Genomic DNA, 23,697 nt, shown 5'->3' with positions numbered 1-23,697 from the left:
TTATAAAACTTTAAAATGGTTTTAAGATGTTTATTATGAATAAAATCAAACCAATATTAAAAAGCATTGCAATCGGTCTTTTAATTTTTACTATGGCTGCCTGCGACGAGGAAGTTTCTGAGTTTGAAGTATTTCAGCCTCCTGTTGATGTTTCAATGAGGTTTGGTGGAGATATGTTAGAGATTCCTACTCAAAGAAGTTTTAGTGTAGATTCTGCTCAAACAAAATTCGAAGTATTTCTGGGAGTTTCTCTATCTACGGTAACATTAGATTCTTTTATTGTAGATGTGGCTTTAGCTAATGATACAGCTAATACGATTGTCTCTAACGGTTCATTAGAAAATGCAATGCTAATTCCTGAATCAAGTATTCAAATGCCATCTAAAGTACAAGTTCTAGCAAATACCATAAGTGCTCCACTACATGCAATTATCGACTTTAATGTGTTAGCAGAAAATCCAGATAAACTCCTTGTATTTGCAGTGCAACTTACCAATGCAGGCGGTAACGGACTTGCTAATGAGAATAAAACTGCAGTGATTGTAATTGATGCTGATGTGGCAATTGCAGCCAGCGAAATAGGAGATATTACAGCTAAATATTTAAAGAATACAGGTTATCCCTTTACTTCTTCTGAAAGAGAATATGACGGTGGCCGTTGGGGAAATCTCGATAATTGGCAGGCAAATGATGGAGCAAAAAGCCACAATGGATATGGTGGTTTTAACTCAGATGCAGGTGGTACTTTTGGTCTAGAAGCAGGCTGGGGTTCACCATCTATTTTAAACGGAAAAGTTTATCAAACCACCACGCTTCCAGCAGGTGTATATGAATTTGCAGTAGCAGAATGGGAGTGGGATGGAACTGGTGCAGACCCAGCTTATTTTGTCGTTAACCTTGGTTCAGAATTGCCAGATATTGATAACCTTTCAGATGCGCTCAATTATGTTGCTTTGAGTAGAGGTGTTATTGAATTTACTCTTTCAGAAGAATCAGAAGTTTCTCTCGGAGTGGTAGTAAACTTTTACGATAGTACTGGACAGGGTTTTAAAATTAAGAAACTTACTTTAACGCGAATAGAATAACTACTAGTGTTTGATTTACTCTAGCATGTAGCTTTAATGCAGTTCTTTCTGCTTAAAGCTACTTTTTCAACATTCAATTCACTACTTTGTGATTTAATCAACCAGAATACACTCAATAATTTAATTAACCTAATGAAAACATTTACTTACCTATTTTACTATTTGAGCATATGTCTACTCATATCCTGTACTTCTAAGAAGCAGGATGATACAGAGCTTGTGCTTGAAGATTCTGCGGAAAAAGAAGACTACCGTTTAATTTGGAGCGAAGAATTTAATATTGATGGCAAACCAGATACAAGCAGTTGGTCTTACGAACATGGTTTTGTAAGAAATGAAGAACTTCAATGGTATCAGTCAGAAAATGCAACTTGCAAAGATGGTATGTTGGTAATTACAGCCAAAGAAGAAAAAATACCTAATCCAAAATTTACTGAAGACTCCAATAACTGGAAAGAAAATAGAGCTTTTGCTAATTATACTTCTGCCTCTTTAAATACCAGAGGTAAAATGAATTTTAAATATGGATTAGTAGAAGTAAAAGCCAAAATTGATACAACTATGGGCATGTGGCCTGCTATATGGACATTGGGAGAAAGTAAGGGTTGGCCATCAAATGGAGAAGTTGATATTATGGAATTTTACCGATCTGATAGTACTGCAGTAATTATGGCAAATGCTGCTTGGGGTGATCACTGGACAAAAGTTATTTGGGATAGTCAAGAAACTCCTTTAAATCATTTTCTTAAAAAAGATACTGATTGGGCAGAGAAATTTCATATCTGGAAAATGGACTGGACTGAAAACTATATTAAGCTTTTTCTTGATGATGAATTATTAAATGAAATTGACCTCACTAAATCTTTAAATGGAGATGGTTATAATCCGTTCCATCAACCCCATTACCTTTTACTTAATCTTGCAATTGGCTCTAATGGAGGCGATCCATCAGAATCTACATTTCCTAGAAAGTATTGGGTAGATTATGTAAGAGTGTATGCAAAAGAATGAGCTTTTTTTATAGAGCAACTTCATAATGTGAAAATGGTTTTTACAGATCAAAACCATCTGTAATGTATAATCAGCGAAGAATAAAGCAACATCACAAAATCATATAAATTAATGCTAACAATCAAAAATGCCCTTTTTTCAGCTATTTCTATTCTTTTCTTAATGTCTCAAATAGCTTGTGCACAAACTGAAAAAAACGATTGGGAGAACCCTGAAATAGTAGAAATAAACAAAGAAACACCCCATGCATCATTTATGGTTTACGACTCTCCAAAAGAAGCTATAAATGATGTTTACGAAAAGTCTGCCTACTATAAAATATTAAATGGAGATTGGAAATTTACTTTTTCAAAAGATGTAACTAGCAGACCTAAAGACTTTTACAAGACTGATTTAGACGATAAAAATTGGAATAATATTCAGGTTCCTTCTAATTGGGAGATAGCAGGTTTTGGTATTCCAATTTATACAAACGTAAACTATCCTTTCCCTAAAAATCCTCCAAAAATAACAGGTGATAACTCTGTGGGCACTTATAGAAAGCAATTTACTATTCCGAGTAATTGGAAAGGTAGAGAAGTAATTTTACATTTTAACTCGATTAGTGGGGCTGCTTTTGTGTTTGTAAATGGGCAAAAAGTAGGTATAAGCAAAGTGGCTAAATCTCCAGCCGAATTTGATATTACACCATATTTAAAAGAAGGAGAAAATCTTCTGGCAGTTCAAGTATATCGCTGGCACGATGGCAGCTATTTGGAAGATCAGGATTTTTGGAGACTTAGTGGTATAGAGCAAGATGTGTATTTATATAGCTTACCTAAGCAAACTATTTGGGACTTTTTTGTAAATGCCAGTTTAGATGAATCGTATCAGAATGGCGTGATGGATGCAACAGTTAACCTGCGTTCATTTAATAGTGCAATTGAAAAGGGGGCAGTATTGTTAGAAATTTTTGATGAAGATGGAAGTAATCCGATTTACTCAGAAGAAAAGTTATTTGATAAAACAGATTCAGTTAACTTCACCGGCACATTTGAGAATATAAAGATGTGGAGTGCAGAAACACCTCATCTACATACTTGCCTCATCAGTTTAAAAGATGCTGAAGGAAAAACAACCCTAGTTACAGGAACCAAAATTGGCTTTCGAACTGTGGAAATCAAGAATGCACAATTGCTAGTGAATGGAATACCTGTATTAATAAAAGGGGTAAATTTGCATATCCATAATGATGTTACTGGCCATGTACCCGATATGGAAACCATGCTGAAAGACATTAAGTTAATGAAACAGCATAATATTAATGCTGTTCGTACAAGCCACTATCCTCAACATCCAGATTGGTATAAACTCTGTGATAAATATGGATTGTATCTGGTAGCTGAGGCAAATATTGAAACACATGGTATGGGTGCAGAATTTCAGGCATGGTTCGATAAAAAGCAGCATCCGACATATTTACCCGAATGGGCTCCGGCACATCTAGACAGAATTAAAAGATCGGTAGAAAGAGATAAAAATCATCCATCGGTTATTATTTGGTCTATGGGCAACGAGTGTGGCAATGGACCTGTATTTCACGATGCGTACAAATGGTTAAAAGCCAGAGATAATAGCAGAGTAGCCATGTTTGAGCAAGCTGGTGAAGATTGGAATACAGATATAGTTGCACCTATGTATCCGAGTATGGGGCACATGAAAAAATATGCCGATGCAACAGATAAAACTCGACCTTTTATAATGTGTGAATATTCTCATGCGATGGGAAATAGCAATGGAAATTTTCAAGAATATTGGGATGTAATAATGGGTAGTAATCACATGCAAGGTGGTTTTATTTGGGATTGGGTAGATCAAGGTTTAAAAACAAAAAATGAAAAAGGAGAGGTTTTTTGGGCATATGGTGGAGATCTTGGTGGCGAAAATCTTCCAAATGATAATAACTTCTGTGCCAATGGAGTAGTTGCATCAGATCGAACTCCGCATCCTGCATTAACTGAGGTTAAAAAAGTATATCAGAATATTTTGTTTGGTTGGGATGATAAAGAAGCTGGTAAAGTCCAAATCCAAAATCTTTATGACTTTACAAACCTAGATCAGTTTGATTTTAAATGGGAGCTTGTTAAAAATGGTCAAGTCGAAAAAACTGGCAATTTTTCTATTAAGCTAGCCCCTCATTCATCTATTGAAAAAGCGATTGATTTCGGAGATATTACACCAGAATCTAAAGATGAGTACTTTGTAAATATCTTTGCTTTTACTAAAAATACTTCAGAGATGATTCCTGCCAAGCATGAAATTGCTCGTGAGCAACTAGTATTAAGTAAAGGAGATATATTTGGTGAAGTGTCTAATATAGAAGGAAAATTAAAAGTGAAGAATAAAAATGGGAAATTAAATTTTACTTCTGAAAATATTTCTGGCGTATTTGATACAAATAATGGCACTTTTGAAAGCCTTAGTTTGGATGGTGAGGAAATCGATCAATTTCCAGAGCCATATTTTTGGAGAGCAACAACCGATAATGATTATGGAAACAGAATGCCCGAAAAATCGGCTATTTGGAGAGACGCTGGTACTGAGCGAAAACTAGAAAAAGTAGAAGTAGGCAAGCAGAATAAAAATGGGCAACCGATTAAAGTTATCTACAGTTTATTAGATGGCAAAGCTACCTATACTATAGATTATAACATTCTGAATAATGGTGCTATTGAAGTTACAAATACCTTAAAAGCTGAGGAAGAGCTACCAGAAATTCCACGTTTCGGAATGAGAATACAATTGCCTAAATCGTATAATTATCTCGAATATTATGGTAGGGGTCCCGAAGAAAACTATTCTGATAGAAATACCGCTTCGTTTACCGGAATTTATGAAGCTAAAGTGAATGAGCAAAAGATGCCTTACATTAGGCCACAAGAATTTGGCTACCATACAGATACTAGATGGATTAAATTATCAGATAATCAAGGAAACAGTTTATTAATCGAAGGTAAGCAGCCATTGAGTTTTAGTGCATTAAATGTAAAAACCGAAGATATAGATGAAGGTTCGCATAAAAGACAAATGCATCCTACAGATATTGTTTATCAAGATTTTGTAACTCTCCACATCGATCTTGCCCAACGCGGATTAGGAGGAGACGATAGCTGGGGAAAACTCCCACACGAGCAGTACAGGCTTTTAGGAAATAACTATTCCTATAGTTTTATTATTAAGCTCGAAAAAAATAGTGAACCTGATAATTGAATGATTTATAAACTTTCCTGATTTCATATAAGGCGAAATCAGGAAAGTTTGAAAAATGTATGTAATGGGTTATTTGACTTGTTCTGGTATGAGAATCAATAAGTTATAAGATTCTATCAGGTTTCAAAACTATCTAGAAATACTAATAAAGGTGTTGGTCTATTTTTCGTAAGTAGTTGCAAAAAAATCAATACTGATAATCAGCAAGTTACATAAGAACAACTCTATTATGTACATCATATCCTAAAACAGGGTATTTTCATAAAAAAGTTTGGATAAAAAATTAGGTTGTTATACTATCAAAAAAGAATTCTCACATTGCTTGCAGCCGCACAATAAGATAGTATGAAACAACCTAAAAAAACGAAACTAGTAGTTATTACCAAAAATTACAAGAATTGTTGGACATGAGAGACAATAGAGGTAAGAGACATGATCAAGCTTTTGTACTTTATTGTTTTTTATATAGTATGTTACGTTTAACAGGTCATATTACAGTTTCTTCAGTGCACAGAATGATGGAAAAAGAATATACTTATCTAGCTAATGAATTGGGATTAGTAGTTCACAAATGTATTTCTCGGAGTCAATTGGGTAGACTATTAGAGCTACTCGACTTTCATTCCTATAACCAATTAAATGAAGACTTTTTTGGAATAAGCATTAGCCATCAACATAAAAATGGTATTGACTCTTGGTTTGCTATTGATGGGAAGGAATTACGAGGGAGCATAGATGGGGTTGCAGGGCAAAAACGGTCTGAGAATATAGTAAGAATACTCAATCATCATGATAGTAGTAGTAAAGTCATTTGTTATTATGATGGCTCAAAGAGTTCTGAAAAGGCACTGGTGAAAAGATATTTTGAAAACCAAAAGTCACTAAAATGTTGCTACAGTCTGGATGCACTACATACTAGTGCTCATCTGATGACAGCCATTCACCAAAGACAGGGTACTTATCTGGCTCAAGTTAAGGCTAATCAAAAACACCTCCTAGAAGCTTGTAAAGAGATCCATCAAACTGAAATGACATTTTGGAGTGAAGAAATATATGAGAAAGGACATGGCCGAATAGAGAGAAGAAAAGGCTATTGCTATCACATAGATCCAAGTTGGTTTGCTAGAGTTTGGAATAATAGCGGAGTAGCTAAACTTATGGTGGTAGAACGAGAACGAACTAATTTGAAAACAGGTAATAAAAACGTAGGTACTTATTACTATATCTCTAATAACAAGGTGACTCACCGTAATTGTAAAGATATTGGAATAGAGTTATTCCAAGCTGTAAGGGCACACTGGCGGCCCCCGCGGGGAGTATTGAAGCTGATCACTATATACGGGACAAAATATTTGGAGAAGACAGTATTAAGTGCTTCAATAAATGGAGAACTAGAGCAGTAGCTGCTATTATTAATGTGGCTGTAAACTTAGTTAGGAAACATAATAATAGAGAAAGTATTAAGGCATTCAGAGAAGACATGAATTATGATAGAAAATTAGCGCTGAAATGCCTAATTTAATTTTTATGAAAATGCCCTATAGCCTAAAATCTAATATAAAAAAAGGCTACATATAGGCATTGAGTGTATATATAGCCCGCAACGCTAGGTTGCGATAAAAAAGGAAGCATTATATTTAAGTGACCAAACTATAAATAATGCTTCCAATAGAGATCAGCAAAGCTAATGCTCGTACAGCAAATATGCTTAGAAACCGGCTGGAAGCAAAACATAAAAACCCAATAATCCGGGATAGATTTCATATGATATGGTTACTTTATAAAGGATTTAGACGAGGAGAATGTGCTAATATTTTAGGGGTGAGACCAAACATTATTACCAAATATATTCGTCTTTATAATGAAGGAGGTTTAGAATTACTGAGCCGTTTTAACTATAAAAAACCGGTTTCCAAATTAATGGCACATAAGGACAAAATCTGTAAAGCGATCAATAATATATTACCGGATTGTATCTCGGCAATTCGAGAATGGATCAGACAAGAATTAGGGATTGAGCGAAGCCTGCATCGAGTAAGAATTTTCATTAAAGAACTAGGGTTCAGGTACAGAAAAACCATGCCCTTTCCAGGAGGTAAATTGTCAGAAGACTGGCTAAAAGAACAAGAAAAATTCAAAACAGAAACCTTGTTTCCATTTCTTGGTAAAGCGGCCTGTGGGTCTGTTGATCTACTTTTTTTAGATAGTGCTCACTTTGTTCAAGGTAAGTTTGAACGGTTCTTATGGAGTCAAAAACCCTGTTGCAATCCTACTTTACATGGCCGTTATCGGGTGCCGAGCATCGTATTAATGTTCTGGGTGGATTGGATCTGGCCAACAGGCAAATACTAAGTCTGATTAATGACACTTCCATCAGGGCTGGAACTCTTACTGATTACATGAGATGGATAAGAAATTATCATTATCAGAACCTGGATAAAAAGCTTTATTTAATTTTAGACAATGCTCGATATCAAAAATGTGATTGGGTAAAGGAAGATGCCGAAGTATGGAATATTGAATTGGTGTATTTACCAGCATATTCCCCCAATTTAAATCTGATTGAGCGACTATGGAAGTGGATGAAAAAAGAGCTAGGAAAACATTACTGTAAGGATAAAAAATCCTTTAAGCTCCAAATTGAAAATACCTTAGAAAAAATGAATTCAGAAGTGAGTGCTGATCAATTTGATCGCTTATTTCCCTCAAATTTCAATCGTATGAAAAATCCCAAATCCTGGCGTGCTGAACTATATAGCCTTTTTGATTTAAGCTAAATGATCTGCAATGGGCATTGAGCGGATTCTTTTGCCTGTTGCGGCAAATATTGCATTGGCAATAGCAGCAGCTACTGGTGGTAAGGCAGGCTCTCCCAAACCAGTTGGCGCATCATTAGAATCAACAAATTTTACTTCAATATCCAATGGAGCATCTTTCATCCTTAGGAATTTGTATTTATCAAAGTTGGTTTCAACTACTGCTCCATCTACAAAGGTAACTTTAGGGAACATGGCATGGCAAATTCCATCTACAATGGCTCCTTGTACTTGATTTTCTGCACCACTTAAATTGATTACTGTACCGCAATTTACCGCACAAAATACTTTTACCACCCTTGGTTTATCATCAATCATTTTAATCTCAACTACCTGCGCAGCATATGAACCAAATGAATACCAAGTAGCAAAACCTCTATATACATCAGGTGGTGTGGTTCCCCAATTTGCCATTTCTGAAACAAGTTTTACAACACTGATGTATTTATCTGGGTCGTAATTGATCTTGCCAATAGGCTCTTTTTTTGCCTTTTCAAAAAACTCAAGACGGAAATCCACAGGGTCTTTTTTCAACGCTATGCAAACTTCATCCATAAAGCTTTCTGCAGGAAATGCCAATGAATTAGCACCGGGTGCTCTCCACCAACCAGTAGGGGTGTTACTAGAATAACCCTGACTATCAGACCTATAATTTTCCAAAGCTCCAGCAACATAGCTATCACCTCTGACTCCACGACCAATTGCCACACCTGATTGATGCCAAGTAAGCAACTTGTCTGTACTAAGAGCAGCACGATAGCGATACATTTTTGATGGACGATAGAAGTCGTTTTGCATGTCATCTTCACGAGTCCATTGTACCTGAACTGGGCTTTGTGCTTTAGCGGAGATAATGGCAGCTTCAACAGCACTATCATCCATCAATTTGCGACCAAATCCTCCACCTTGGCGGGGAACTCCAATCGTGATGTTATCTTCTGGAATATTTAATTGCTTAGAAATATCTCTTTTTACTCTTTCGGGCACTTGAGTAGGGCCATATAAATCGGCTTTACCATCACGCACATCAGCGTAAAAGTTTAGCGGTTCCATTTGCCCATGTGAAAGGGTTGGTATTTCGTAGGTGACATCCAATATCTTAGCTGCATTTTGTTTGGCAGCATCTACATCACCATCGTTTCTAGAATAAGAGGTTGTTCCTTTCTCAAGCAGTTCTTTAAAACCTGCAAAATGCTCAGATGTATTTTCTAGTTTATCACTAGTTTCCCATTTTATTACTAAAGCATCTCTACCTTTTTTAGTAGCCCAAGTAGAAGTAGCAAGTACAGCTACAGAATTATCAAGCTTAACTACTTTTTTAACTCCATCAACTTTAAGCGCAGCAGAATCATCAACAGAACCTAAAGTTTTTCCATAGGCAGGTGGACGAGCTACCATTGTAAATAGCATACCTTCTTTGCGTGTATCTATACCGTAAAGAGGTTTACCTGTTGCAATTTTATCAGCATCTACATCACCTATACGTTTGCCAATATATTTAAAATCTTTTGGATCTTTTAATGTCGGATTTTCAGGTACGGCCAATGTCGCTGCCTTTGTGGCTAACTCACCATAGGTTAGTTTTTTGCCACTTGCTTTATGTGTAACAGTACCATCTTCGGCAGTACATTCAGACGTTGGTACATCCCAAGTTTGAGCAGCAGCAGATATAAGCATTTCACGAGCTGCAGCTCCTACAGTTCTTAAAGGAGCAAACCTACTTCTTATGGCTCCACTACCACCAGCTCTTTGGCTACCATATTTGCTATCTAATGGAGCTAATTCAACTTCAATTTTTTTCCAGTCTACACAGAGCTCTTCCGCAATAATTAAGGGTAAAGAGGTTTTCACTCCTTGCCCAATTTCAGGGTTAGGTGCCATTAAAATAATTTTACCATCCCCTGTAATTTTGATATAAGAATTAATAGTAGCTTCTATATCTTCAACACCTTGGGCGGCAGCATCTTGACTTAGAAGAGAAAAACTAAGTAGCATACCACCTCCAGCAATACTAGATGCTTTTAAGAAAAATCTTCTGGATATTTTAGTCTCCATAATTATTTTACATTTGAGTTATTGGCCGCTAAATGGATTGCTTTTCGAATACGCACATGCGTTCCACACCTACAGATATTTGTGATTGAAGTATCGATATCATCGTCGGTTGGGTTGGGATTGCTTTCTAGCAAAGCTGCTGCTGCCATTAGTTGACCTGCTTGGCAATAGCCACACTGAGAAACATCCAGTTCTTTCCAAGCAAGTTGGAGCGGATGATTTCCATTTTCGCTTAAACCTTCAATAGTAATAATTTGGTTGTCTGCTATTGCTGATACAGGCATGGAACAAGACCGTACTGGGTTGCCATTAAAATGAACTGTACAAGCGCCACATTGACCTACTCCACAACCATATTTAGTTCCAACAAGATTTAAATGGTCGCGAAGTACCCAAAGTAAAGGAGTTGTAGGATCAACATCAACTTCTCTTTGTTCGCCATTAATATTGAGTTTAAAAACTGCCATTGTTTATAGATCAATTATTAAATTCTATTTCTATATCGTAATTTACTAGTTTGTTTTGCTGTACGCTTATACAATTCAAACCAATAATTACAAATTTCAAACAATACTAGAATTTAACATTTTTCAATGACATTTAAAAGAGAAGAATTTACAAAGTATAGGGAAAAAAGAAGGCTCAGAAGATTTATAATAATCTTTTGAGCCTATATGTATTAAATCGTTTGGAGCAAAAATTAATTAGTAGTTTGCTCTGCAGTTTCTATTTTAAATGGCACTTTTAATTTTTCCCAATGAAAATAAGCAATTGTGCTGTTATCAGTAATGTCACCAAATCCATAATTTAACCACTCTTCAAATGGTGCTTTTTGAGATGCTACTTTAATGCGTAAAGCATCCATTTTTTCATCGTATTTGTAGCTTCCCCATTGGTCGTTTACTTTGTTAAAAATTACAACCCATTCTTTTTCTCCTGGTATTGTATGAATACTATATTTACCAGCAGCTAAAGGTTGACCTTCAATTTTCACATCTGTACTAACTTCAATAGTTGTATTTTCGTTAGCTCCTGCTCTCCAAGGGAAAGGCTTCTCAGAGTATTTATTTGCTGGCTCCATTCCAAAAGGTACGATTCCACCATAAATTTTTCTGCCTTTTACACCCGGACGGCTAAACGTAAAAGTAATTTCTGTATCATTTCCAATAAATTGTGTAACACTTGCTTTTTGGCTTGGCTGTATTTTTTTGTCTTGTGCTTGAATGTTGCCTGAGAAACTTAGAAGCCCTAAAAAGGCGATAGCCAAAATGAATTTAAGATTTGCCGTATTCATACTGTTTGTTTAAAAAATTATACATATATGATCAAAAGTAGAGAAAAATACAGCTATTTAAAAAGGCTATAGCAATACAAGTTTTAATTAGTATTTTTAGAACCGTGATTGCAAGAGTTGAAAATGGTGAATTTGAGAAGCTAAAAACAATAGATTTAATAAATCAGTTAGCCAATAAGTAATTAGCAATATTTGATTTGCGTAGCTAATTGATTGAACTTAATATGTTGGAGCTAGTCTTACAGACTAAATTTAAACAAGTATTATTTTTTCAACCATAATTATTTTAAATTTATAATACACACCTTTTTCAAACAATGTGCGACTGTTTGATTTTCGTAACTAATTGTTTGATATGTTTAATTTCACCAGCTGATTATTTTTTACCTTACATTAAAATTTTTATGCGTATAAATTTTTCGTTTTAATCGACTATTATGGCAATTTTTAATTTAAACATCAATGGTAAACAACAAGAAGTAGATGTAGACCCAGCTACCCCTATGCTTTGGGTTTTAAGAGAACATCTCAATCTGGTAGGAACTAAATATGGCTGTGGTATTGCTCAGTGCGGGGCATGTACTGTCCACCTAAACGGAAATGCTGTTCGGTCTTGCCAGTTACCAGTTTCGGCAGTTCAAGATCAGGCAATCATTACCATCGAAGGCTTATCTGAAAATGCAGATCACCCAGTGCAACAAGCTTGGTTAGAGCAAGATGTAGCTCAATGCGGATACTGCCAAACAGGACAAATAATGAGTGCAGCAGCTTTGTTAAATAAAAATCCTAATCCAAGTGATGAAGAAATTGAAGCTGCTATGAATGGCAACATTTGTCGCTGTGGTACCTACACGCGTATCAAAAAAGCTATTAAGTCAACAACAATTGCATAATTCACCTCAAAAGAATCTGAAAATGAACACTTTTAAAACATCAGTTGGTAGACGTTCCTTTTTAAAAATTTCTGCATTAAGTGGTGGTGGAATGATGCTTGGCTTTAACTGGTTAACCTCTTGCCAAACTAATACAACGCCTTCCGAAGTACTCCTCTCCATGCCCAAAGAATGGTTTGATCTAAATGCCTTTTTAAAAATAGGAGAAAATGGTTTAGTTACAATTATGGCTCCTAACCCAGAGTTTGGCCAGAATGTAAAAACCTCATTACCAATGATTATCGCAGATGAGCTTGATGTAGATTGGAAAAATGTGGTGGTAGAACAAGCAACATTTAATACCGATTTATATACTCGCCAATTTGCTGGTGGTAGCCAATCTGTAAGACAAGGTTGGAAATCTCTCCGCATGGCTGGGGCAACTGCCAGACATATGCTTAAAGAAGCTGCCGCAAAAGCTTGGCAGGTTCCTTTTGAAGAAATTACAACTGAAGCCGGAATACTTCATCATAAAAAAAGTAATAAATCTGCTGGTTATGGCGACATGGCATCTGAAGCCGGTAAAATAACTATACCAGAAGAAGTACAACTAAAAGAAGTTAAAGATTTTAGCATAATCAGTACCTCACAAAAAAATGTTGAAGGTAAAAATCTGGTTATGGGTAAACCATTATTTGGTTTGGATTATCAAAAAGAAGGGATGCTTATTGCCATGATTGTGCACCCTCCAGCATTTGGTATGAAACTGAAATCAGTAAACGATTCAGTGACTAAGACAATGCCGGGAATAAAAGATGTTTTCACTATAGAAACATTTGATAAGGATTTCGAAAGAGGAGGGTTTGACACAGATGCATTTCCTGAGTTGGTAGTTGTAGTAGGAAATACTACTTGGGAAGTAATGAATGCGAAAAAAGCCTTAAAAGTAGAGTGGAAACCTATTAGTGAATCTCAGATTACAATTGCAGGTTGGAGAGGTAAATCTACAGTTACCATTCCTGCTGGTAAAGAAAACAGCTCAGATCATATGGCAAAAATGAACGAGATGGCTTCTAAACCTGGTAATGTAGTAAGAAAAGATGGAAATCCTGATGAGATATTTAAGAATGCAGCCAAAGTAATAGAGCGTTCTTATTCAGCCCCATTCCTTGCGCATAACACGATGGAACCAATAAATTTCTTTGCTCATGTAACAGAAGATAAAGCTGAAATGGCAGGTCCATTACAAGCTCCTGAGTTTGCCGAACAAACATTAGCAAACAGACTTGGCTTGCCAAAAGAAAAAATTGAAATTCACATGACACGGATGGGCGGTGGTTTTGGAAGAAGAGCTTATGATCACTATTTAGTAGAAGCTGCATTAATTTCTCAAAAAGCAAAAGCACCAATTAAAATGGTGTATACCAGAGAAGATGACATGACATTCGGTATCTATCGTCCCGCATATCATGCAACTTATAAAGCGGCTTTAGATGAAAATAACAATCTGGTTGCTTTTCAGGTAAAAGCAGGCGGTATTCCTGAGAGTCCATTACATGCTAACAGATTTCCTGCTGGTGCTGTAGATAACTATGTTGCAGAAGAATGGGCAATTAATTCTAATATAACTATTGGTGCATTTAGAGCTCCACGCTCAAACTTTATTGGTGGAGTAGAGCAATCATTTCTCGATGAAGTAGCTGAAGCGGCTGGTAAAGACCCAATAGAATTTAGGTTAGAATTACTAGAAAAAGCAAAAGCAAACCCAGTTGGAGAGCAAAACGATTATGATGTAGATCGTTATGCTGGTGTACTAAAACTGGTAAAAGAAAAATCTGGTTGGGGCAACGAGCAAAATCCTAATTTAAGTAGAGGTGTAGCGGCTTATTTCTGCCATAATTCTTATGTAGCACACGTGGTTGACATGGAAATGCAAAATGGTAAACCTGTTGTTCATAAGGTTACAAGTGCGGTAGATTGTGGTGTAGTTATCAATACAGATGCAGCTAAAAATATGGTGGAAGGTGCTGCTGTAGATGGTATAGGAAATGCCTTATTTGGTGCTATGACATTTAAAGATGGAATGCCAGAAAAAAGTAATTTTCATAATTACAGAATGATTCGATATAGTGAAGCTCCTAAAGAGATTGATGTACATTTTGTGAAAAATGATATTGATCCAACAGGACTTGGTGAACCTCCATTTCCGCCAATTTTTGGAGCTGTAGCTAATGCCATGTATAAAGCAAATGGAAAACGCTTCTATCACCAACCATTCATGGTGAATGACCAACAAATGCGTTGATTATACTTTGATATAACAAGCTAAGGGTTTAGAAAGTAAACCCTTAGCTTGTTTATAATTTAAAAATATTCTGTCTATCAGAGATTAGTTATTTCGTCTAGTTTGAATAAATAGTCAATATCTCTGTAATTTTCATCACTTTTCTAGCTCTTCAAAAAGCTCCAACATATCTTCAACAGGGTTTTCTGAACTAATATGGGCTGGTATTTCTTTTTGCTTACACCAATCTTGTTCCCATGTTTTGATTTTTGCTTGGGTTGCTGCTATGTCAAATTGTTTTCCTGATAAGATGTTTTCTTTAAGTTCAGTAAATAACATTTTCCATCTCAGCAAATAGAAATCTTTATACATACCTTGCCACGATTTTGAAGCATAATCTTTTAAAGTTGTGCCTCCCCAAATTGTAATTTGAGTTCTTGCATTTTGCACATAAAACCAGCTTTCTTCTTCTGTTTGCCCTAAGTCGTAGGCACTTTGTAACCAATAGTTTACATTGTTAAATGGCTGATACCCAATTAGCTTATCTAGCTTTGTCGCTATAAATTCAATCTTGTTTAATACACTGTCTCCTTTTGCAAAGTCTTTATTTTGATAAGCCTTTACAGTTTCAGTTAGCAATGAGTCAATTTTTATAGAAACATAATGCCTAGTAGCATCTATGGCATCATAAATTAATAATGAGTCTTTTTGAGGGCTCTCTACATTTTCTAAAAGCAATTTAGTAGCCTGAGGAATATAGGTTAACTCACTTGGATGCCCTTCAAATGTTACTATATCTGTGGTTGGTCGCTTAAAAAATAAGTAAGCACCAGCATCATCTTTCCACCATCGAGGAGACCAGTATCGAGTACTAAAGAGTCCATCTTTTAGTAAATCCCATGCCTTCAAGATTTTATCATTACTCTTACCATAGCGAGCTTGCGAATAATTATCTATCCAAGTATTCCAGTTGAGTCCTTCTTTCGTCCAAGGTAAATCGTACAAATACTCATAAATTACAGAATTGTTATTGAGCCCTTCTGGTAACACACCATAGCCAACAAGCGAGCCTGTTTGTGGGTTGTCAACCAGTTTTTTATACTCTTCATTATAAAAATCGAAATCGCCATATACAGGATTAGAACCACCATAATTGTGTACATATCCGTAAGTCCATTGTTTGCCTACATATGCTTCAGCGTCTTTCCAAACATCGGGATAGCGATCGTTTCCAAAATCTTGAATAATAATGCTGTCGTTCGGTACTTTACTTAAAAAAGCTTTTACTGATGGATTATCCCAAAATTCGCGATCGTGGCCAAAAAGCCAACCTTGCATTACCCAAGTAGCTCCTGGAGCTGCACTGGCAATGGGTTTGTAAACAGCCTCTCCATACTTTGCCAAAAGTTCTTTCTTATTCTCAGGTGTAACTGGTGGTTTCATTTCGTTGAACGAATCTGCCAGATAAAAATCGGCCTGCCCATACATTTCATTGTAAAGTTCGATAAACCTTTTGCCAATTTTATTAAAAAGCGGATCGGTGGGATCAAGCAAAAAAGTACCTTCCATGCCTTCGTTCCAAGATTTTAACTGTGTTATTTTAGCATCTGGAAATTCCTTTTTAATCCCTTTAGGCACGTAACCACTAAATGCTGGCACAACGGGCTTCATACCCAGTTTACGCATTCTATTGAGTATTTTCTTCTGCAAATCAGATTTTTGTTCTATAAAATTTATAGGTAAAGGGCCTCCATAACCATTGATATTTCCCATGCGGTGCCAAGGTAAAAAAGCAGGGCCAGCGAAATAATTTACAATAGTATCTTTCTCTAAACCCATTTCTTGCCAAAGTTTTAAATACACGGCTTCCTGACCTTCCATGGCAGTTGGCATGTTTATTCCATGCAAGGCCATCCAGTCGATTTCTTGTTCCCATCTTTGCCAGTTCCACCAAGGAGTAGTGTAACCAAATGCACAAACATTTAGATATTGCCTATGTAAGAAAGGAACTGTGAGCTTAGTTTTTAGAAAATCTGGCCAGTTTTCTGGGAGTGCGATGTGTTTGCCTTCCCAACTAAACTGCAAAGCATGTACACTTTTTAAGTAATGATAAGTGCCATAACTTAATGCTACAGTTGAAGAAGCTTTAATTATAGGTTTATTGTCAACTACTTCTATCTCTACAAACTCCTCATAACTATTATCAGAAAGCACAAGCTCAAATTCAGCAGCTCTTTTGCCAATCACTCTTTCTAGCGTTTGATAAACTGGCTTTAGCTCGACGGAAACTCCATCTTCTACTGTTTTAGTACAAGAAAACAACAAATAGTGAAATAGAATAATATTTGTTAAAAAGCGGAGTATGTATAAGATATTGATTGATTTCAATGTGTTTATATAATTTATGTTTGGAAAGTAATTGGATAAAAGTGGCACACTTGTTTCTTATTTAAGCTGAATAAGTATATATGTACTACAAATTTAATCTTATATTGAAAAAAAACCACTTCCAATTTGAAAGTGGTGAAAACTTTACTATTACTTCGTATACAAACGAGTATTTATCAAATATTTGAAATATTATTTCTTTAATAAATAAATATTACAAATATAATTTCATTAATACACCTTTCTGATAAGGTTACAAACCCAATTTAATTCTTATTGATTTCTGATGCGTACAATAGATTACCTTTGTAGTCAATCACTTGTACTAAAGTAATTTCAGCATTTACAGAAAATAGCATAAACCCGTATTCAGATTGCGCAAATTTGCTATCTGGCAACATGCCTACTTGTGTTGCTTCAGAAGCAGCACCAGAAACAAAATAATGTGTTTTACCTTTAGGAGCTATGTGTTGTAAACTATGATCGTGTCCGGCAAGGTATACATCAACTTCCTCTTCATCAATCAATTTCTTGATCGAATTTCTTACTGCTTTTGTATCGTACCCCTCTTTTCTAGCATCGCTACCAGTAAATATTGGATGGTGTCCCACCACAAATTTCCAAGTAATATTTGAAGATTTATTGTTAAGCTCTTTTCTTAACCATTGCTTTTGTGTGGTACTATCTTGAGTTTGAACATTAGGGCCATACTCTAAGTTTTTGTAAAATTCAGGTATTAGTGGATTGGTATCGATAAATGCGATTAACATTTCTTCGTTCGTACCCGGAATTTTAATTTTTTTAGAATAATACCTAGCAGGCATTTTCCATCGTCTACTAATCTTAGAATAAGCAACTTGTGCATCAGGATTAGACTTATAATCGTGGTTGCCTAACACAGGGTACCAATCCCATTGAAGCGCAAATGCTGTATAAATATCTTCAAAAGATGTGCGCCACAAAGGATCAAACTCACTAATAACACCACTTGGATAAAAGTTATCGCCTGTAGAAATAATAAAATCGGCACCAATTTCTGCTGCTGTAATTCCCATCTGATCTGCCACTAACTGCTGGTGGTCTTCACCATTTCTACCCCAATCTCCCATTACTATAAAATTTACAGCATTTTCGAGTTTACGAAGCGTTTTTGTTTGCTTTACATTATTAGTTGTTTGCTGCCCATAACAAGCAGTAAATGGAATAACTGTAAAAAATAGAATAGCAAATGAGAAGTTAATTTTGCTGTTTTTATACATTATTAAAAGGTTAATCCCATAAAAAAGTCAAAGAAAGCACAAATCTTTCTTCTTATTTTATAATAAACGATTAGAAATAAAACAATAAATTTACTTTGCGCCAAAGTAGTTAAGCGGATAATTCTTTACAAAAGAAATATTTTATAGATTTAAAAAGGATGTATATAAAAAATTAAAAATTTGGTAACTCAAATTTGTAGCTCTTCATTTCTGATTCACTTAACTTCAAATAATTTTTATTATGGTTATTAAAAAAAAAGCGTGAAAGTGTCAGAATTTAAGAGTCTACCTGATGAGGAATTAAATAGCTTATTAAGTAAGGGAAACAACTTTGCCTTTCAGGAGTTATTCAATAGATATTGGGAAAAATTGTATATTGCTGCTTACAAAGTACTTGGTGATGAGGTAATTTGTGAAGACATTGTTCAAGAAATATTTCTCGATCTTTTAGTTCGATCTTCTAGCATTGAAATTAAAAATATTCGCGCATATCTCTATCAGGCAGTAAGATTTCAAATTACAAACCACATTAAAAAGATTAAGTTTATAGATAGAAGAGCCGAAATAATCGAGAGCCATTTTATCGGAAATAATGTTGAAGACTATATATCTACTGTTGAAACTCAAAGCTTAATTAAGGAGTCAATCTCTTCAATGCCTAATAGAAGTAGGGAAGTTTTTTACTTAAGCAGGTATGAAAATCTATCTAATAAAGAAATAGCAACTAAGCTGGGAATATCTGTTTTTACTGTAGAGACTCACATGAAAAAGTCTTTAAAATACCTACGAAAATCGCTAGACATTGCGATTGTAATTATAATAATGGAGCAATTTCTCAATTAAAATTTTTTTTTATGAACCTATTTTTATCTCATTGTTGCCCCAATATTAAATAAGAAAAAATATTTAAAACAGAGTACCCAATCATACTTGTTTGATATACTTCCTAATAAACAACTAAATGAAAAAGGAAGAATTCATACCGCTCGCTAAAAAATACAATGAAGGTCTATGTTCGCCTGAAGAACAAGTTCTATATGAAAAAATCTACAAAGAACTTGTTCAAGAGGGATCATTAGCACCTAATTGGGATGAAGCACAAAGAGAGCAGAAAAGGAAAACAATTCTTTCTAGAATAGAAATTAAAAGATTAGAGCAGCATCAAGAAAAAATAAGAAATAGAAATAGAGTTTGGCAAATTGCGGCTTCAGTAATCTTATTAATAGGCATTGGCATTTCAGCTTATCTTTACAAACCGCAAGAGCCAAAAATTAATTATATAACAAAATCCACTACGGAAGGCCAGAGGTTAAATCTTACACTAAGCGATGGTTCTGTTATAGTATTAAATTCTAATAGTAAATTAACCTACCCAGAGAAGTTTTCAGCAACTTCAAGAGAAATTACTTTACAGGGAGAAGCTTATTTTGAGGTGATGCGAAATTCTGCAAAACCTTTTTCAGTAAGTTCGGGAGATGTGGTAACAACTGTTTTAGGCACATCTTTTAACATACGAGCTTTTGACATTGAAAATATAGAAGTTACAGTTAACTCAGGAAAAGTAAAGGTGGCAGCCAATGCCATAGGAAAGGAGGTTGTGCTTTCTAAAGGTCAACAAGCGAATTATTCGAAACATTTAGGTGATATAACTACTAATGAGGTGAATCCTGAGTGGTATAACTCATGGATAAGCAAGTCATTAGAATTTGATTTGATGCCTTTTAAAGAAGTAGTTAAAATTCTGGAGCACACTTATACTGCGAAAGTTCAGATACGAAATTCTGCTTCTAATGAATGCTTAATAAGAGGAAAGTACGAAGATGAAAAATTAACCAATGTACTAGACGGCCTCCAATATGTAGTAAAGTTTGATTATCACTTCGATGAAAGTGGTGTAATTATAATAGATGGAAATGGATGTATTAACTAAAAACAAAAAGCTTATAGAAAGACCTCAATTTAAATCTGATACAAATTATTACTTACTGGGTAAGTGATAAAAAAAGCCCGAACCTGTTGGCGCAGTATTCGGACTTGTTTCTTATTCCCGAGAAATGGATTCGGGAACATATTTATTGTTTCAACTTATAACAAAATTATGAAATTAGATTTACTAAAACTATTGATGTTTGCATCAAAACAAGCAATTTATGTCTTTTTAGTACAGGTAGTTGCCATGCAATTCCTGATCGCTGAGCCATCCAATAGCCAAAGCTTAATGGAGGTAGACATTACATTAAATTTAAAAAATACTTCCATTGAGAATGTATTTAGCGAAATAGAAAAACACACTGAATTTAATTTTACTTATGGGAACCGAGTAAAAACAGAGAAAGTATTTATTGATTTAGATATTAAAAATGGCAACTTACACGAAGTACTAGAATTAATCGCTTCAAAAAGCAAATTCAACTTTCGTAGAGTTAATAAAACCATTTATGCAATTCCTAGAAAAAACAGAGCTGATGTAAAGCCAATAATTGAGGAATTTAGCGATAAAGTAATTACTGGAAAAATACTAGATGCAGAAACTAACGAAGCTCTAATAGGTGCTTCAGTTATTGTAAAAGGTACTAACTTAGGTACAATCACCGATTTTAATGGAAACTTTAGATTGTCTATTCCAGATGATGCCGAGACTCTAGTATTCTCTTATGTAGGATACGAAAAGCTTGAAGTGGCTATAGGAAACCAAACAACATTTGACATAGCTCTTTCTGCTGATCTTTCTGCACTTAACGAAATTGTTGTAGTTGGATATGGTATTCAGAAAAAGGCTGATGTTACTGGTTCGATTGGCTCTGTAGAGAGTAAAGATTTTAACAAAGGTGTTGTAGCTAATCCGGGACAGCTTTTACAAGGTAAAGTTGCTGGTGTAAATGTTTCGAATGTGAGTGGTGAGCCGGGTGCTGCACAAGATGTAATTATTCGTGGTGTAGGTAGTTTGCGTTCAGGTACAACTCCACTTTATGTAATTGATGGTTTTGCTTTAGATAATTCTGAAACAGGTTTAGCATCTAACCCTTTAAACTTTATAAATCCACAAGATATAGAGAGTATCGATGTGTTAAAAGATGCTTCTGCAGCAGCAATTTATGGAGCAAGAGCAGCAAATGGTGTAATAGTAATTACAACCAAAAAGGGAAAATCTGGTAGAACACAAGTAGACGTAAATGTGTCTACAGCATTTTCTAACTTGGCTAACAAAGTAGGTGTATTTAGTGCAGATGAATTTCGTACTCAGGTAGTGGCTGCTGGAGGTACATTAGATGATAATGGTGCTGATACAGACTGGCAAGACGAATTAACCAGAACAGCATATTCTAAAAATGTAAACCTTGCGCTAAGTGGTGGTGCTAACAAGTTTTCTTATTATTCTGCATTAGGAGTAGATGATCAAGAAGGTATTTTGAGAGGAAGTAATTTGAAAAGATATTCTGGTCGATTAAATCTTAATCAAACTACTTTAAATGATCGTTTACAAATAGCATTTAATTTAACAGCTAACAGAACTGAGAATTTAAGAGCAGACTCTAGGTCTATTGTATCAAACATGTTGCAATTGAATCCAACAACTGCACCTTATACTGACGGAGAACCTACTTTGTTGGAAAATATGCTTAATCCTTTTACTCGCGAGGAGATTTACAGTGATCAAGCAGTTAATCACCGTATTTTAGCGAATATTGCACCTTCTATCGAAATCATAAACGGATTAACGTATAAATTAAACTTAGGTGTAGATTATTCTACTACCAACAGAGACGTACAATACAAGCCTTATTCTTTATTAGAAGATTACATAAACGGTTCGTTGAATACGGTTAATACTACCAACAAAAATTCATTGGTAGAGAATACATTAACTTATAGTTTACTCCAAAACAGCCATAGTTTTACATTTTTGGTTGGGCATACTTATCAAAAGACTTTTGAGCACCAAAAGAGTTTTAACTTAGAAGGCTTCTCAGACAACGGTATTGATCCAGAATATCAAGATCAGATTAGTGGAGAGAGTACGCCAACTTATTTAAATACATATGCAGTACAAAACGAATTGCAATCTTTCTTCGGAAGGGTAAATTATGGTTTTGATGATAAGTATTTGATTACAGCTACTATGCGTGCTGATGGTTCTTCAAAATTTGGTGGTAATAACAGATATGGTTATTTCCCTTCAGTAGCACTAGGTTGGAACATTATGAATGAGGATTTCTTAAGTGGTTCTCAAAAAATAAGTAACCTTAAATTGAGAGCTAGCTGGGGAAAAACAGGTAACCAAGAAATTCCTGCTAAGATCACGAAGTTGAGCTATACAGATAGCAAGGCAGATAATGATACTTATCCAATTGATGGAACAGAAAGCTCTATTGAAGACTATCCTTACGGAACTATTTTTACTCGTTTAGCAAATCCAGATATCCAATGGGAAGTTTCTTCGCAGACAAACGTGGGTGTAGATTTTGGGTTTTTCAATAACAAATTATCTGGTTCACTTGATTACTTCAATAAAGTATCTGAAAACATCTTGTTAGAAGTGACTCCGGCAGATCCAATTCAGCCTACGAATAAATACTGGACAAATATTCCAGATATGGAGATCAAAAATAACGGTATCGAACTTTCTTTAGATTACCAAAGCGATTTAAACAAAGATTTCCTATTCAACATTGGAGGTAACTTAGCTTATACTAATAATGAAGTTGTAAATTCTCCATATAAAGTATTAACCACTGGTGCAGCACAAGGAGCTGGACAAACAGATGCTACTATTAATGGTAACATAAACGGAGAGCGAATCGGATCATTCTATATGCAAGAGTTTACAGGAATAGGAGAGGATGGTTTAAGTATTTTATCTGACGATCGTAGAGTTGTAGGAAGTGCATTACCAGATATGATCTATGCATTTTACATCAACTTACAATACAAAAACTTTGATTTAGGATTCAACTTTAATGGAGTTTCTGGTAATAAAGTGTATAACCATACTGCTATGTCTTTATTCACTAAAGGCTTGTTAGTTTCTAATTTCAATACCACAGATTTACCTACTCAATATCCTAATGAAGACTTTACCAATTCAAATTCTGTATCTACAAGATATTTAGAAAATGGTAGTTTTTTACGTTTGAACAATGCCACTTTGGGGTATAACTTAAAACCTTCTCTTATAGGTCTTGATGGAGTGATTAATACTATTCGTTTATCACTAACCGGACAAAACCTATTTGTGATTTCAGACTACAGTGGATATGATCCTGAAATTAACTCCAATCTTTCACTAGATGGCATACAAACTTTTGGTATTGACTATTTCAATTATCCAAAAGCCAGAACAATTCTAATAAGCTTAAACGTATCATTCTAATCGAAAATAAACT

Annotated in this window: 16 protein-coding genes; 11 read left to right on the top strand and 5 right to left on the bottom strand. The window is 35.1% G+C overall.

Annotated features, from left to right (window positions below):
- Positions 1-35: 35 nt before the first annotated feature.
- From OQ292_RS31725 to OQ292_RS31700, 6 genes are all read left to right on the top strand, one after another.
- Entirely contained in the window at positions 36-1,085 is a 1,050-nt protein-coding gene (locus OQ292_RS31725) for a DUF5013 domain-containing protein (RefSeq protein ID WP_284688150.1), read from the top strand.
- Between the two features lie 36 nt (positions 1,086-1,121).
- On the top strand, positions 1,122-2,096 hold the full coding sequence (locus OQ292_RS31720; protein ID WP_284688149.1) for a glycoside hydrolase family 16 protein: 975 nt from the start codon (positions 1,122-1,124) through the stop codon (positions 2,094-2,096).
- Positions 2,097-2,207: 111 nt separating this feature from the next.
- Positions 2,208-5,345, top strand: coding sequence for a beta-galactosidase, LacZ type (gene lacZ, locus OQ292_RS31715; protein WP_284688148.1), 3,138 nt, complete (start codon positions 2,208-2,210; stop codon positions 5,343-5,345).
- Positions 5,346-5,752: 407 nt separating this feature from the next.
- Entirely contained in the window at positions 5,753-6,748 is a 996-nt protein-coding gene (locus OQ292_RS31710) for an ISAs1 family transposase (RefSeq protein ID WP_284688147.1), read from the top strand.
- Between the two features lie 256 nt (positions 6,749-7,004).
- On the top strand, positions 7,005-7,697 hold the full coding sequence (locus OQ292_RS31705) for a helix-turn-helix domain-containing protein (protein ID WP_284688146.1): 693 nt from the start codon (positions 7,005-7,007) through the stop codon (positions 7,695-7,697).
- Positions 7,670-8,122 carry a transposase gene (locus OQ292_RS31700; RefSeq protein ID WP_284688145.1) on the top strand — a complete coding sequence of 151 codons (453 nt, stop codon included), beginning with the start codon at positions 7,670-7,672 and terminating at the stop codon, positions 8,120-8,122. The genes OQ292_RS31705 and OQ292_RS31700 overlap by 28 nt, the downstream gene beginning before the upstream one ends.
- On the opposite strand, the gene OQ292_RS31695 is transcribed toward OQ292_RS31700, so the two are convergent.
- The 3 genes from OQ292_RS31695 to OQ292_RS31685 form a co-directional block, all read right to left on the bottom strand.
- Entirely contained in the window at positions 8,114-10,216 is a 2,103-nt protein-coding gene (locus tag OQ292_RS31695; RefSeq protein WP_284688144.1) for a xanthine dehydrogenase family protein molybdopterin-binding subunit, read from the bottom strand. The two genes, OQ292_RS31700 and OQ292_RS31695, sit on opposite strands and share 9 nt — an antisense overlap.
- Positions 10,217-10,218: 2 nt before the next feature.
- Positions 10,219-10,683 (bottom strand): (2Fe-2S)-binding protein, encoded by a 465-nt coding sequence (locus tag OQ292_RS31690; protein ID WP_284688143.1) that lies wholly within the window; start codon positions 10,681-10,683, stop codon positions 10,219-10,221.
- 233 nt (positions 10,684-10,916) lie between these two features.
- Positions 10,917-11,510, bottom strand: a complete 594-nt coding sequence (locus OQ292_RS31685) for a DUF2911 domain-containing protein (RefSeq protein ID WP_284688142.1) — start codon at positions 11,508-11,510, stop codon at positions 10,917-10,919.
- Between the two features lie 437 nt (positions 11,511-11,947).
- Between OQ292_RS31685 and OQ292_RS31680 the strand changes: the two genes are divergently transcribed.
- Together OQ292_RS31680 and OQ292_RS31675 are read left to right on the top strand one after the other, a co-directional pair.
- The gene (locus OQ292_RS31680) at positions 11,948-12,403 is read left to right on the top strand and encodes a (2Fe-2S)-binding protein (protein ID WP_284688141.1); all 456 of its coding nucleotides are present in this window, start codon (positions 11,948-11,950) and stop codon (positions 12,401-12,403) included.
- A gap of 22 nt (positions 12,404-12,425) precedes the next feature.
- Positions 12,426-14,687: a xanthine dehydrogenase family protein molybdopterin-binding subunit gene (locus OQ292_RS31675; RefSeq protein ID WP_284688140.1), complete on the top strand. Its 2,262-nt coding sequence runs from the start codon at positions 12,426-12,428 to the stop codon at positions 14,685-14,687.
- A gap of 135 nt (positions 14,688-14,822) precedes the next feature.
- Here OQ292_RS31675 and OQ292_RS31670 read toward each other — a convergent pair whose 3' ends face one another.
- Together OQ292_RS31670 and OQ292_RS31665 are read right to left on the bottom strand one after the other, a co-directional pair.
- Positions 14,823-17,054, bottom strand: a complete 2,232-nt coding sequence (locus OQ292_RS31670; RefSeq protein WP_284688139.1) for an alpha-N-acetylglucosaminidase — start codon at positions 17,052-17,054, stop codon at positions 14,823-14,825.
- Positions 17,055-17,320: 266 nt separating this feature from the next.
- Entirely contained in the window at positions 17,321-18,313 is a 993-nt protein-coding gene (locus tag OQ292_RS31665) for a purple acid phosphatase family protein (RefSeq protein ID WP_284688138.1), read from the bottom strand.
- Between the two features lie 267 nt (positions 18,314-18,580).
- On the opposite strand from OQ292_RS31665, the gene OQ292_RS31660 reads away from it, so the two are divergent.
- From OQ292_RS31660 to OQ292_RS31650, 3 genes are all read left to right on the top strand, one after another.
- Entirely contained in the window at positions 18,581-19,156 is a 576-nt protein-coding gene (locus tag OQ292_RS31660) for an RNA polymerase sigma-70 factor (RefSeq protein WP_284688137.1), read from the top strand.
- Positions 19,157-19,274: 118 nt separating this feature from the next.
- Positions 19,275-20,243 (top strand): FecR family protein, encoded by a 969-nt coding sequence (locus tag OQ292_RS31655; protein ID WP_284688136.1) that lies wholly within the window; start codon positions 19,275-19,277, stop codon positions 20,241-20,243.
- 168 nt (positions 20,244-20,411) lie between these two features.
- A complete protein-coding gene (locus tag OQ292_RS31650) occupies positions 20,412-23,684 on the top strand; it encodes a SusC/RagA family TonB-linked outer membrane protein (protein ID WP_284688135.1) in 3,273 nt (1,090 codons plus the stop codon).
- The last annotated feature ends 13 nt before the right edge of the window (positions 23,685-23,697 follow it).

It is taken from the genome of Chondrinema litorale (genome assembly GCF_026250525.1).
Classification (GTDB): Bacteria; Bacteroidota; Bacteroidia; order Cytophagales; family Flammeovirgaceae; genus Chondrinema; species Chondrinema litorale.
This window is presented reverse-complemented; position numbering and strand designations above follow the sequence as displayed.

Coding starts and splice junctions, on each gene's coding strand:
- OQ292_RS31725 (WP_284688150.1), top strand. CDS start 36: ATGAATAAAATCAAACCAATATTAAAAAGCATTGCAATCGGTCTTTTA.
- OQ292_RS31720 (WP_284688149.1), top strand. CDS start 1,122: ATGCAGTTCTTTCTGCTTAAAGCTACTTTTTCAACATTCAATTCACTA.
- lacZ (WP_284688148.1), top strand. CDS start 2,208: ATGCTAACAATCAAAAATGCCCTTTTTTCAGCTATTTCTATTCTTTTC.
- OQ292_RS31710 (WP_284688147.1), top strand. CDS start 5,753: ATGAGAGACAATAGAGGTAAGAGACATGATCAAGCTTTTGTACTTTAT.
- OQ292_RS31705 (WP_284688146.1), top strand. CDS start 7,005: ATGCTTCCAATAGAGATCAGCAAAGCTAATGCTCGTACAGCAAATATG.
- OQ292_RS31695 (WP_284688144.1), bottom strand. CDS start 10,216: ATGGAGACTAAAATATCCAGAAGATTTTTCTTAAAAGCATCTAGTATT.
- OQ292_RS31690 (WP_284688143.1), bottom strand. CDS start 10,683: ATGGCAGTTTTTAAACTCAATATTAATGGCGAACAAAGAGAAGTTGAT.
- OQ292_RS31685 (WP_284688142.1), bottom strand. CDS start 11,510: ATGAATACGGCAAATCTTAAATTCATTTTGGCTATCGCCTTTTTAGGG.
- OQ292_RS31680 (WP_284688141.1), top strand. CDS start 11,948: ATGGCAATTTTTAATTTAAACATCAATGGTAAACAACAAGAAGTAGAT.
- OQ292_RS31675 (WP_284688140.1), top strand. CDS start 12,426: ATGAACACTTTTAAAACATCAGTTGGTAGACGTTCCTTTTTAAAAATT.
- OQ292_RS31665 (WP_284688138.1), bottom strand. CDS start 18,313: ATGTATAAAAACAGCAAAATTAACTTCTCATTTGCTATTCTATTTTTT.
- OQ292_RS31655 (WP_284688136.1), top strand. CDS start 19,275: ATGAAAAAGGAAGAATTCATACCGCTCGCTAAAAAATACAATGAAGGT.
- OQ292_RS31650 (WP_284688135.1), top strand. CDS start 20,412: ATGAAATTAGATTTACTAAAACTATTGATGTTTGCATCAAAACAAGCA.